14 protein-coding genes are annotated in these 12676 nt (G+C 60.7%); 3 read left to right on the top strand and 11 right to left on the bottom strand.

Annotated features, from left to right (window positions below):
- Positions 1-113 precede the first annotated feature (113 nt).
- The 11 genes from B447_RS15495 to B447_RS22610 form a co-directional block, all read right to left on the bottom strand.
- On the bottom strand, positions 114-2966 hold the full coding sequence (locus B447_RS15495) for an adenosylcobalamin-dependent ribonucleoside-diphosphate reductase (RefSeq protein ID WP_002942454.1): 2853 nt from the start codon (positions 2964-2966) through the stop codon (positions 114-116).
- Positions 2967-3333: 367 nt separating this feature from the next.
- Positions 3334-3489 carry a hypothetical protein gene (locus B447_RS22615; protein ID WP_157384702.1) on the bottom strand — a complete coding sequence of 52 codons (156 nt, stop codon included), beginning with the start codon at positions 3487-3489 and terminating at the stop codon, positions 3334-3336.
- Between the two features lie 278 nt (positions 3490-3767).
- On the bottom strand, positions 3768-4091 hold the full coding sequence (locus tag B447_RS22230) for a KTSC domain-containing protein (protein ID WP_002942444.1): 324 nt from the start codon (positions 4089-4091) through the stop codon (positions 3768-3770).
- A gap of 10 nt (positions 4092-4101) precedes the next feature.
- Positions 4102-4320 (bottom strand): hypothetical protein, encoded by a 219-nt coding sequence (locus tag B447_RS15485; RefSeq protein ID WP_002942442.1) that lies wholly within the window; start codon positions 4318-4320, stop codon positions 4102-4104.
- Positions 4321-4394: 74 nt separating this feature from the next.
- Entirely contained in the window at positions 4395-4934 is a 540-nt protein-coding gene (gene ssb / locus B447_RS15480; RefSeq protein ID WP_002942439.1) for a single-stranded DNA-binding protein, read from the bottom strand.
- Between the two features lie 55 nt (positions 4935-4989).
- Positions 4990-5847, bottom strand: coding sequence for a hypothetical protein (locus B447_RS15475; RefSeq protein WP_002942435.1), 858 nt, complete (start codon positions 5845-5847; stop codon positions 4990-4992).
- Positions 5848-5894: 47 nt separating this feature from the next.
- Positions 5895-6629, bottom strand: coding sequence for a hypothetical protein (locus B447_RS15470; protein ID WP_002942434.1), 735 nt, complete (start codon positions 6627-6629; stop codon positions 5895-5897).
- 11 nt (positions 6630-6640) lie between these two features.
- Positions 6641-7567, bottom strand: a complete 927-nt coding sequence (locus B447_RS15465) for an AAA family ATPase (protein ID WP_002942433.1) — start codon at positions 7565-7567, stop codon at positions 6641-6643.
- A gap of 56 nt (positions 7568-7623) precedes the next feature.
- Positions 7624-8175, bottom strand: a complete 552-nt coding sequence (locus B447_RS15460) for a hypothetical protein (protein WP_002942432.1) — start codon at positions 8173-8175, stop codon at positions 7624-7626.
- The gene (locus tag B447_RS15455; protein WP_002942425.1) at positions 8172-8420 is read right to left on the bottom strand and encodes a hypothetical protein; all 249 of its coding nucleotides are present in this window, start codon (positions 8418-8420) and stop codon (positions 8172-8174) included. The genes B447_RS15460 and B447_RS15455 overlap by 4 nt, the downstream gene beginning before the upstream one ends.
- Before the next feature lie 227 nt (positions 8421-8647).
- On the bottom strand, positions 8648-8791 hold the full coding sequence (locus B447_RS22610; RefSeq protein WP_157384701.1) for a hypothetical protein: 144 nt from the start codon (positions 8789-8791) through the stop codon (positions 8648-8650).
- 875 nt (positions 8792-9666) lie between these two features.
- Between B447_RS22610 and B447_RS15450 the strand changes: the two genes are divergently transcribed.
- The 3 genes from B447_RS15450 to B447_RS15440 form a co-directional block, all read left to right on the top strand.
- Positions 9667-10413: a hypothetical protein gene (locus B447_RS15450; protein ID WP_157384700.1), complete on the top strand. Its 747-nt coding sequence runs from the start codon at positions 9667-9669 to the stop codon at positions 10411-10413.
- Positions 10413-12197: an ATP-dependent helicase gene (locus B447_RS15445; protein WP_002942422.1), complete on the top strand. Its 1785-nt coding sequence runs from the start codon at positions 10413-10415 to the stop codon at positions 12195-12197. The genes B447_RS15450 and B447_RS15445 overlap by 1 nt, the downstream gene beginning before the upstream one ends.
- A 104-nt stretch (positions 12198-12301) precedes the next feature.
- Positions 12302-12676: helix-turn-helix domain-containing protein (locus B447_RS15440; protein ID WP_037982955.1), on the top strand; the 375-nt coding region annotated here is incomplete at its 3' end.

Genomic DNA, 12676 nt, shown 5'->3' with positions numbered 1-12676 from the left:
TGCAGAACCAAATCGATGAGTTCGCTCATCGGATCGGATCCGACAGAGAGAGGTTGCCCTCTCCCTGTCTTCACCATGCTAAATTGGCCTGTATCTATGCCCGACGCATTTGTTTAACCGCAGCTTCCGATACTGCCGCATGCGGTGCAAAAATCACATCCGTCCTTCTTAATCACGGCTGCTACGCCGCATGCGTCACAACGCTTACCGGCGATGATGCGTGCCGGATCGCTGACCTGCTGGTAGACCGCCGCAGGTTTGTCGAACACACCCATGTCCTCGACCGGATGCCCGGTCTCATCGAGGATGCCCAGCATCGTGTAGCGGTGCATCACCAGGTGCGCGATGTACGCCACTGTGGACGGGTAGTTCTGCTGCTTGTCCTTGCCAGGAACAAAGGCGAGGAAATCGCCCATCGGCTCCTGGTAGTCGAGCAACTTGCGAAGCTTCTCGCCAACCCACGCAGGATCAACGATCCGCATGTCCAGGCTGAGCAGCTTGCACAGGCCATCGAGGACTTTTGGATACGCACCGCTCAACCACAGCGAGTACGGCCGGCGCTGCCCGTCAGGCATCGTGAGCTCCTTCAGGCCGAGGACGAAATCGTCACCCGTTGCCGGGTTCAGGATGTCAACCGTCCAGCTCAGCGTCCCATTGGTGCCAGCCTTCGGCTCCTTCTTGCTGATCATCGCATCGACCATCGGGGTTGCCCCTTCCGTATCGAACGCACCGAGCGTTTCCGCACGGTAACGGACGATCTGCGCGAAGCCCGAGACGATACCGGGCATCTGGCGTGACTCACCCCCAGGAGGGAATGCCATCTCGAAGGTATCGTCGCCGGCAGACTTCGCCAGCGCATCGAGCTTCATCTTGAGCCAGGCCGCATCGCTGCTTCGCATGTCCATCGACAGCGCTTTGGCGATCGCCCCCAAACCGCGGGGCTGCTCGGTCCCATTGACCCAGACCTCGAACGGAGATGCCTTCCCACTTTCCTCGACCTGCCCCACGAACACAGCAAAGCTATGGCGCGGGTGCTTGACCATGTAGGTCCAGGCCAAGTTGCCCTCGGGCAGTTCAGGACGGCCCGGCCAGCGCAAGCTGGCAAGCGCCGGTGTCGGTGCCTCGGTGATCACCACCCGTCGGTCCATGTCGGCGACAAGATCATTGGGCATTTCTGCCTGTGACTGCTTGTCGTCCTTCACGGACAGCACCGATCCGAGCACATTGTTCGGACGGTAGGTGGCCAGCCCTTTCAGCCCAGCTTTCCACGCCTGCAGGTACAGGTCGGAGAACTGATCGAACGGGTAGTCCGCGGCGACATTGACTGTCTTGGAGACGGCGCTATCGATGTACGGTGCGACCGCTGCGACCATCTCCAGGTGGTCATATGCCGAGATCTCCAGCGCCGTGACGAACGCCTCGGGAAGCGTCGTGATGTCGCCTCCCATGTCACGGTAGAGCCGGAAGGCATGATCCTCGACGTCGTACTCCTTCTTGCAGCCGTCGGGCATGCGCTTCTTGCGCTGGTAGGTGAAGCTGAACGCCGGTTCAATCCCATTGCTCGCGTTATCCGCAAACGCCAAGGAGATGGTTCCCGTGGGCGCGATCGACAAGAGGTGCGAGTTGCGGATCCCGTGCGCTCGAATCTTCTCCTTCAGCTCCTTCGGCAGCCGTGAGGCGAACCTTGGAGCGGCCAGATACTGCTCCGCATCGAACAGCGGGAACGGACCCCGTTCGATGGCAAGTTCCACCGATGCCTCGTATGCGGTGTCCCGCATCACCTGGGCGATCTTGCTTGCGAATTTGCGTGCCTTGGCCCTGTTGTACGGCAACCCGAGCATCATCAACGCACTGCCCAGCCCGGTAAAGCCCAGCCCCACGCGCCGCTTCATCTGCGCTTCTGCAGCCTGATCGGGCAGCGGCCAGACCGTGAGGTCCAATACGTTGTCGAGCATGCGCACCGCCGGCCGAATGACCGACTTGAAGCGTTCGAAGTCGAAACTCGCCTGCGCGCTGAACGGTTGTTTGACCATCAGTGTCAGGTTGATTGAACCGAGGCAGCAACACCCGAACGGGGGAAGGAATTGCTCCGCACAAGGATTCGTGGCTTCTAGCAACTCCACATATCCGAGGTTGTTGTCACGATTGGCGCGGTCGATGAAGATGACCCCTGGCTCGGCGTGATCATAGGTCGAGCGCATGATGAGGTCGAAGAGATCCTTCGCCGGCACAGTGCGGTACACCCACTTCCCATCGTCACGTTGGAAGGCACCCGCGACCCTGAGCTCGTCGCTCGGCTCGGCAACATGCACCAATTCCCAAGTCCCCCCGGCCTCCACTGCTTCCATGAAGGCGTCGGTCACCGAAACCGACAGGTTGAAGTTGGTGAGATCCCCACCATCCTTGGCCCGGATGAAGGTCTCGATGTCGGGATGGTCACAACGCAGTATGCCCATCTGAGCGCCACGACGGGCGCCGGCCGACTCGACCGTTTCGCACGAGCGGTCGAACACCTTCATGTAGGACACCGGACCGCTTGCGCGGCTCGCAGTGCCTTTCACGTAAGCTCCGATCGGACGAATCGACGAGAAGTCGTAGCCAACGCCACCACCACGACGCATCGTCTCGGCCGCCTGGCTGAGCGCCGTGTAGATGCCCGGCTTTTCGCCATCCATTCCGGTGATTGCGTCGCCAACCGGCTGCACGAAGCAGTTGATCAGCGTGGCTTGGAGGTCGGTGCCAGCGGCACTATTGATGCGGCCCGCGGGGATGAATCCGGCCTCCTGAGCGTCGAAGAAGGCTTGGGACCACTTGGCAGCATCGGCTTCCTTGCTTGCCAACGCGTTTGCGACACGCGCACGGACATCAATGCTGCCTTGTTCGCCAGCCTTGGCGTACTTCTCGCGAAGCACCTCGCGGCTGATCTGCTGGGGCTCAAGGCCCATGAAAGTTTCGTTGAGTTTCATTTTCGCTCTCCTGGTTAGCCCCCGACACGAGGCCCACCGGAACGCGGATCCCACAAGGGGCCACGTTCGGGTGGGCCCCGTGAAGGGGAGTACTGAAAAGTCCGAACTGAGGAGCGTCGTCCCACGGGGCGAACGACTCCCCTCCGTGGGACCGGTTGAATGGCTGGCTTCGACACAAGGACTGTGTCTCGTGCTGCCAGCTACGATTGCGGCGCCATAAGGACGCACAACAATGCCTACGTCCGCTGACCCCTGTCGAAAGGTCAGCGGACGTAGCACTGAAGGTGTTGATCTTAGGGAAGCCGAACTGGCCCAGGCCGAAGCCTGGGCCGGATTCGACGGTTAGAGTGCCACTCGCCTGACTCGCTCAATGGACAACGCAAACCCGCCGAACCTTGCGGCGAATCTCTTGGGTTATCTCGCCCTTCACGAGCGCCTTATGGATAACGGCAGCCCCGTTAAGCCCATAAGTCCGGGTCAGTTTGTCGAAAATGACATCAACCTTCTGCTGATTTGCAACCATGATCGCTCTCCTTGGATGTCGGGGACTTCCCCCCTCTGCAGCCCATTGCGGAGCGGCACAGGGGGGAAGTCCACCGACGGAGACCGGTGGTCGCGTTGCATGGCCGGGTTTAACGTACCCTACGGAGCACTCGAGGTGCCACGGGTGCCGAAGCACCGTATCAGCCAGAGACAATCTCTGGACAGAATGCGCGAATTCTAGCGCCAAGCATGGCTTTCCGAAACCTTCGTAGGCTTGGGGAAGCCCCCTTCTGACGCCTGGGGGCGTTGGAAGGGGAGCTAAGCGAACAGAGCGTAGCAGATGACGCCGGGTCTGACGCTGTGAAGCAGTTCCTCATAGATGGAAGTTGCCTTGCGCGTCGAAGGCCTTGCCGACCCCGGCTGCTGGCCGGGTTGAAGCTCGGTCGTCTGGTACCTGTCACGAATGTTCTTGTTGAAGTAGTTGCCGGTGCTCCCAGCGGCCCGAAGATTTTCGAACTCAGTGGGCGGCACCCCTTTGTAGTGGTACCGGCGCCCGCTCTTGAATACGACCACTAGGTCAAACGATTCGGGGTCATAGCCGATCTCGGCAACGTTGCTGCTCGTCACCTCATGCATCTGCATGGACCTTCTCCTAGTTCAGCGTGCGAAGGGGCAACATCACCTGGATGTCGCCCGCCTCGAGGAGGGTCGGTTCGTCGTCCGCGCTGCGGGAAACGAACTGCTGGCCGTCCCAGCCGATCTGGACATGTCCGTTGGCCCCGCTGAACGCGCTGAAGAAGTTTCCGGAAACGACCTGGTGCTCCTTGATCGCCTCTTCCAGTTCAAAGGTGGTGTTGATGAGGGTGCTCATGGTTGGCTCCTGCTGGAGTTGCGGAGCACCCTCCCACAGCGGGGAAGTGCCCCGCTGTGGGTTGAAGATTCAGCTTAATCGAAGACGCGACGGTGCTTCTTCGCGATCGCGTCCATGCCAATGGCGTTGGCCAAGAACGGGATGTCGTCGTCGAAATCACCAAAGCCGCTATTTCCGCCACCGGCTCTCGCAGGGGTCGGCGCCGCGTTACGCTGCGGTGCCTGCTGCTGGGGAGCTTGCTGCTGACGTGGCTGCTGGGGAGCGCTATTGCCTGCCCCTTCCCGGCCGCCGAGCATCTTCATCTCATCGGCCCGGATTTCGGTGGTGTAGCGATCCTGCCCGCTCTGATCCTGCCACTTGCGCGTGCGCAAGCTGCCCTCGATATACACCTGGCTTCCCTTGCGAAGGTACTGCCCGGCGATTTCAGCCAACTTGCCGTAAAAAGTGACCCTGTGCCACTCGGTCGCTTCCTTCTTCTCCCCCGACTGCTTGTCACGCCAGGACTCGGTGGTCGCGAGGCGGATGTTGCAGATCGCGTCGCCCGAGGGGGCGAAGCGGCTTTCGGGATCGGCACCGAGGTTGCCGACCAGGATCACTTTGTTGACGCTTGCCATTTTCTTTCTCCGGTTTGTTCCCCCCAGCCTTTTCCTTGTAGGGCTGGGGGATGGTTTAGAGCTTGGTCACCTGCCAAATCTTTTTGGTGGCCGGCCTACCTTTCACGACGGTCGGTGTCTCACCGACCACTTCCACACGGACACGGTCTCCGGCCGATGCACCCGACTCGGCCAGCGCACGCTCGAGATCTGTTCCCGAGAGTTGCTGATGCGTTCCGAGTGCTTCGTCATCGATCGTGATGCTGTAGCAATCGAACGTCCGATTGCCCCGGCGCTGTGGTACGACACCACACGAGAGCAGTACCCCCGTATACGCCGCCAGCCCCTTGCGGGGCTTACGCATGAATGCGCGTGCTTCAGGCTCGGGTGCCGATACCGCGTCAGGGGTCTCTACGACCTCCTCTGCTACCGGCACTTCCTTCCTGACGACTGTGCTTGCGGTCGGCGGTAGTTGAACCTCCACCAACTTCCTGACTTCCGACTCGGTCATATCAACCAGTCGGCCCTGGTCCGTTGCGGACAGCTTGAGTGCATCCAAGGTAATCCGTCGTCCGTGCTTCTTCGCTGCATCAGCGTCGAGCATTACGACCGTTCGGGTGATCAGATCGTCGTCCATGTAGAACCGGCAGTGCACCGTTGCCAGATCTCCGAGCTTGAACATCTGAACACGATCTGCGCCGCCTTGAAGGTTGGGGTCAGATCGACCTTCATCCTCCTGACGCTTGCTGACTTCAGTAGGGGTCGCCTCGCCAGAAGAGATCTGCTTCTGCTTGAGCGTTTGCACAAGCAGGACTGGAACCTTGCAGAGTCCTCCGATCGCGATGATCAACACCCCCACCATGATTCCAACGAGGCCGGCCATGAAACCTAGAAGCTGGTCGACCCCGCTGATTCCGTGGTTGTTGGGATACATCGTTCCTCCTTCCCTCCCCCTTGCGGAGGAGGGTCACTGCCACCGATTCAGGCAAAGAGCCCAAGTCTGGTAGCGCCTTGTTTGAAGGTGAGCGGACGCATGATCAGGCCAAGCGCCGCAGCCTCTTCCTTCATCTTCTCGTAGGAGAGATCAGCCTTCTGGAACCGGTTGGGTTCGTGACTGATCCAGTCGCCTCGGCGCTCGTCCCCATCCGTGTCGTACGCCTTCGCGCTGAAGCGGTTAGCGAGAGCAAGAACCACGAGCAGTCCGCGAGGCCCGTGAGCCTCTTTGCACACTGCCTTGATGCGGAGCTTCCCGTCAGCGTCCAGCCGCGGCACGTCCAAATCAAGGGCCGCACCCGGTCCAAGGTGGATTTGAACGCGCTCGCCGGAATCGACGACCGTGTAGGCATCGAGATCGCGGAATACGGCCCTGACCTGATCGAGCCAGTCGGGCGCCGCTACGAACCGCGTGTAAGCACGCGGGCGTACATCGGGGACGCTTGCGCTCGTCGTACCGGGATCGCCTTGTTGGATCACCCCATCGACGATTAGCCGCCGCCCGACTTCCTTGTAGCCTTCGTTCAGCTTTTCCCTGATACGGCGCTGGGCCTCCTCTTCGGCAGGCCGCCCACCCATCGTTACGGGGCCGCCGCCTTGAAGCCGATCCGCGGAACGAGGCCCCCAGTGAGTGATCACGCGGGGGCCGTCGATGCAGATGGCCCAGAGCTTGTCCGAGGATGCGTCCAGATAGTGGTACACATCCATGACGAACTCAGCCATGACCCACCTCCTTACGCCGTTGCGCCGAAGATGTCCTTCACGATCTCGTGAATGGCATCCCTCGACTCGCGGGGCGCGTTGTTGGTGAGTGCCCTGGCCAGGGTGAAGGTGATCGGGTTAGCCGATCCGCCTTGGCCGCCGAACACCGTGATGCCCTTGGCCCAACGCCGAAGCGTACGGGTGGACATCGTCACTTCCAGTGCATTAGCTGCGCCACTTTCGCCCATGTACTGCTGGCGAATCCGGTTTGCCACTTCCACCATCTTCTGGGCGTAGGTATCGGCGGTCGAATCGTCGAACACGCTCTTGAGGATCGTGCTGACGATCGGCACCTCCTGGTCCGGTGTCGGGTAACCGAACTCCACCACCCAGAACCGCTCCTTGTTGGAAGCATCCTCTTCGTTCCGGCCGAAGAAACCCAGCCCCTTGTCATTGGGGTTGCAGGCCGCGAACACACGGAACCCCTCCTTCGGGAAGATCGTTTCCCCCGTTTCGGGGATCTCGAACTTGCCTCCTTCCAGAATCGGGTTGAGGCTCGTGGTCACACTGCTGTCCATCACGTTGTACTCGTCAAGAAACACCGACAAGCCATAGCGTGCAGCCAGCACGAGCAGACCATAGACATACTTGAAGCCACCCTCGGAAGGGATGATCTGACCGTTGAGGTCAGGCGCTTCAGTTCTCGCATGGGTCATGGGCTGCAGCAAGGGATAGTTCATCGCTGCGTGGAACTGCTCCACCAGCGCCGTCTTGCCGCAACCGCTCGGGCCGCGCAGCATCATCCCGATCTCGCCCATGCACCAGAAACCGACCAACTCGACCACATGCTCCTTGCGGAACGAGAAGTCAGGCTTGACTTTGGGGGTGTATTGCGTCGGCTGCGCCAGTGCCATGATCCCCCGTGCTTCGCAAAACTCACGGACTTCTTGGTGATTCATCATCTTTCTCCAGATGAATCGGGAAGCCTCCCCCACAGGGAAGCGCTCCCCGAGGGTTATTGATAGCGATAGCGAACTGAAGCCGGCATGACTGAGAGCAGGAAGTCCCGAATGGTGTCCGGGTTCATACGCTCGATGCGGCAGCAGAATGCGAACGTGAATGGGATCCGGTCGTTGAAGACCGGCTTCTCACGCCCTTCGCGCTGGACCGTTCCGACGTAGTCGGGCTCGAAGATCCAGTCGAGGATCTCCATTTTCTGCATGGGATTGCCTCGGCCCGCGAGGGCACGAAGGCTCTGCTCAAGCAGAACGGAGTGAAGTTGAATTACCCCTTCGTTGGTCCATTCGGTCCTTACGGCATTCTCGTCGGCGAACACATCGACCGCCTCGGGGGCGTCGATAAGCTCGTCGGCGATGGCCGCTTCGGCTGTCGGCTCTCCCTTGGCATCGAACATCGGAATGTCGAGCCATTTGAGGAGATCCTCATCGCCCTTGTTTCGCCGAGCACGCAGCCGTGGCTGGGTAATCGGAGATACGCCGGCGTTCTCGATCAGCTCGAAGAGGGGGAGTTGCTCTGTGAAGCTGAAGCGCTCAACCAGGGAGATCATTGCTTCACCCCCTGATTGGCCTGACGCTTGATCTGGCGCTTGATGACGCCGACCACTCGCCCGAAGGGCTTGCCCTCCTCCACCCGAAAGCGGAGAAACGCGCCACCCTGCTTTTTTTCGATGACGCCGACCTCATCGCCCAGGCCCCAGACATGCGTCTGGATGCCATCAGGACGATTGATGACGACCTCCCGATCGATCTGCCGCCCTTGGCGCCAAATCGCGATATCGAGAAGGATGCCCATCTTGGTTCTCCAGAATTCCCGGAGACCTCTTCCCCGACCGGAGAAGAGCCCCGGTGGGTTGATGGATGTCGTGTCAGAACGACAAGACTTGTGAAGTGCTGGATCTACGGTTACCCGTGCGGCTGCGCCAGCTCGCTGCCACAAAAACCCGCTTTCGGTATCCGATGTCGAGTCGGTTAGCGGAAGAGGGCTTGGAAGCCAAATCGCCCCCCGAAGGGGGCGTTCGGTTAGTTGAGAGCAGCCTCGATCTGAGCTGCACGGTTCTGTGCTGCCGAAGCAACGGCGTCGGTAGCGCTGGCACCACCGGCGGTACCGGCTGCGACTTGGATGGCGCCGACAAGTGCGGCGAGGACCAAAGCGGTCTTGAACATGATGATCTCCTTCGTGGTGGGCCGTAGCCCGTTGGAAGCCACTTTCGCGGCAGGGGAGACCCCAGGAGACACCATGCCCCTATGGGCATGGGATCCCATAGGGTCGTAAACTGACCTGCGCCGAGCGCGGGTACTGGGTGCCAGCCAACCTGTGATAACCGCCTTGCGGTCTATCGGAACGGTTGCGCTGGCACCGGCTTGAATTCCCTTTCTCTTGTTCTGAATGAACAAGAGCCGCCGACTGAAGTCGGAACGGACGCAGGGCTCACGGAGCATGCTGCCGTATTACTCAAGGAGAGCGAATCCACGGTCTTACGCATACATGCTCAATCGGAAATCCCAACGTGGGGATGAGGCACTGGAGGTGCTGGCACAAGGATGTGCCTTGATTTGGGCTCGAGACCCGGGTGCGCCGCAATGGCGTCGTTGACAGGCAGACCCCCTATGGTCCGCATGACTCCGCAATGGAGTCGAAGTGCGAGGACAATCCTCTGCACAGGGAAACCGTTGAGCGATTCAGACTTCGTGCAAACCCTGAATGGCGCAACCGCCTCTACCGTGCTTTGAGGATCCGCGAGCATCGCTCTCGATGGGGATGCCCGCGGTTGTACAGACGTACTTGTAGGGGAGACGAGCTACCGTCGTAGCTACACTTGCATGGCTCGAAATGGAATGAGTTCCAGCTACTCCGCACTGCTCATGTACAGCGCGATTGCATGGTATGTCGCGTCGTTTTCGACTGTCAAGCAATTGCTAAAAGTCAGACAAGGACACGGGAACGCCCTCGTATAACAGCCGAAAACGCATGTTTTACGAGCAAACCTGGTTTTCGCTCTGCAGTGATGATGGAGGCTCACTCACTCATGGAGAGCGACATGGCTCACAAGGTTCTTACCGACGCGAAGTCGGACTGGATGAAGCGTTTCGACGGTCCGGTTGCCGAGAAGGCAATCACGCTGGGCTCGCCCACCGTTCGCCACTCGTACCGCCGCTCTTTCGAGCAGATCGGCCGCAACTGCCACTACATCACGGTATTCGGCCGCATCCTGCTGGGTGAGAAGAAGATGTCGGACGCCGAGGACGGCATCTACAAGCGCCTACAGACCTCCAGCAAGAACCTCGAGTCGAAGATCCGCGCCATGCGTGCCGTGATGACCGAAGCCGGGATCGAGCAGACGGCCGAGTTCAACCAGAACGAAGCTGTTGTGGCCCGCGTGATCGTGCCGGCACAGGGCAAGTACCTGCGCGTGCTTCAGCAAGCCGACGAGTTCCTGCGCCTGGTGAGCACGCTGTGGCTGGAAGGCGAGATCACCGATAGCGAGAAGTCCAAGGCCGAACTCGACCTGAAGAACACGCTGCGCGGCATCACCTCGACCACCCGCAAGATGCGCGTCTATTTGCAGGAGAAGGTTGTCGAAGCTGAAGCCCGAGCCAAGGCCACCGGCACGGTTCTCCCCGGCGCCAACAAGGCCCTGTCCGAAGCCAAGGCGGGCGAGACGGTTGAAGCCGACGGCGACGACGACATCGGAATCGTACCGATGCTGCCGGCTGACGAGGCCGAAGCGATTGCCGAGTCGGTGGCTGAGAAGGCCGAAGAAGAGGCGACCGCCCTGGCTGCCTGATGCAACTCAACCCAGATCAGCAACGCGTCGTCGACACCGATGATCACTGCCTCGTGGTGGCCTGCCCGGGTTCTGGCAAGACTCGGGTCATTACGACCAAGATCGGCGCGTTGCTCAAGCGGCATGAAAAGGCACGCATCTGTGCCGTAACATTCACACGGGATGCCGCCGGCGAACTCTCCCACCGCGTGACTCAGGAGATCGGAGAGCCGCTCTTCAAGAGCGCGTGCCGGATCGGCACCTTCCACTCCCTTGCGATACGACAGCTGCGCAACCACAATAAGCTCAGCAAGGTCGCTACCCCATACGAGCAGGTCACCTTCCTGCGCCGCGCAATCGCGCTGGGCGAGCCCGGCATGGAGTATGAGGAAGCGACTGCGATCATTGAGAAGGCCAAGGGCGCCCTTGGCAAGGCACCCGAGCAGGATCACCCTGTCTATCTGGCCTACGCCAAACTTCTCGCCAGCCACAACGTCTGCGACCTATACGATGTCATCCGTGACTCGGTCAAGATGATGAAGACGGGCGAAATCCGGGCCTACCCGGTGAAGTTCATGCTCGTCGACGAGTTTCAGGACACGGACAACATCCAGCTCGAATGGGTGCTCGAGCATGCGCGCGCTGGCAGCAACATCACCGTCGTGGGCGACGACGACCAGTCGATCTATGGCTGGCGCGGCGCGCTGGGCTACGGCGGAATGCAGTCCTTCATGGATGCCACCGGCGCCGAGCGGATTACCCTCGGGGTGAACTACCGCTGCTACTCGGAGGTGCTCTCTTCTGCGGATAGGCTGATCCAGCACAACACGGCGCGCATCGACAAGGCGCTCGTGGCAGGACGCGGCCCGGGAGGCTCGGTGAAGGCGGTGCGCGCTGCGGGGCGTGACGATGAAGCGCAGATGGTGGCTGAAGCCATCCAGGCCGACGCGCTCCCGCTCAAGAACAACAACCCCCTCTTCCGCTTCACGGTTCCCACGGGCTCTTGGGCGGTGCTTGCGCGCAACCGTCGCCTGCTCGACCCGATCGAGGAAGAGCTGCAGGCCAGGGGCATCCAATATTATCGGCCGCCCAAGGAATCGTTCTGGTCGCGTGCTCCGCAGTCGCTCCTCTTGAGCCTGCTGTCCGCGCTGGACGGTGGGAACACGGGCGGTATCGACCACGCCCTGAACCACGGGCTCATGATGAAGGTCGGAAGGTCCAAGGCGACCGAGGCGATCAAGGCACTTCACGAGCAGTTGCACGGCCGGTTCGATTCCCTCCTCGAAGGCACGCCCCTTTCGACGGAGAAGATGATGGCCGACGAAGGCGCCTTCATCCTCGACTTCTGCTCGCGCATCAAGGCATGGCGATCACAGATCCTTGAAGGTCGGTTCAACTTCGCGATCCGCGCCGTGGCGAGTTGGTTCGCCGGTCTTGAAGATGGTGAAGGGCAGAAAGAGCGCATCGTCTCGGCAGGAAACACCCTGTGCAAGCTGAATGGCACGATCTCGATGCGGGTCAATGCCATCACGTCCGTGTCGGACAGCAAGGAGCGCCCGCAAGGCGTGCAGCTTCAGACAATGCACGGCTCGAAAGGCCTGGAGTTCGACAAGGTGTGGATCGTGGGCACCGAATCGACCACCTGCCCCAGTCCGAAATCCCCCGACCACGAGGAAGAGCGGCGCCTCATGTATGTCGCCATGACGCGGGCGAAGAACCACCTACTGATGTCCTCGGTGATGGCCGAAGAACCCTCCCCCTTCGTGCTCGAATCGGGCCATTTCCCGAACGCCAGCCCGCCCTGATCAAATGCGCGTCAAACCTCGCCGTTCACGGGGAGGAAGGATAGCGCGTTCGCCGCAGGCGAACTGGGGCTTGAAATCCGGATTGGATGTGTGAGCCTGATCGCATGAGTGAGGGAACGGGCTTCCATCGTGCGTACCGGTATCGGCTTCGGAGTAACCGCAAGGCCGAGGCGGTGCTGCGGCGCTGGGCGGGGTGTAGCCGCAAGGTGTGGAATCTCGCCCTGGCCGAGCAGCAGGCTCGGCGCGAGCGGGGTGCGAAGTATGCCGGTTACGTCACCATGGCCAAGTGGGTCACCGCCTGGCGCAAAGCCACTGAAACGGCTTATCTCGCCGAGGTGCCGGTGCACGTGCTGCAGAACGTGGTGCGTGCGCTCGATGGCGCCTTCCAGCGCTTTTTCACGAAGGAAGGCGGCTACCCGAAGTTCAAGCGCCGCGGCGACCCGATCGGTCTGCGCGAGACCGATGTGAAGTGCTTCTCG

The organism is Thauera sp. 27 (assembly GCF_000310125.2).
GTDB lineage: Bacteria > Pseudomonadota > Gammaproteobacteria > Burkholderiales > Rhodocyclaceae > Thauera > Thauera mechernichensis.
The sequence above is the reverse complement of the archived record's forward strand: the minus strand, read 5'-3'. Positions and strand labels throughout refer to the sequence as shown.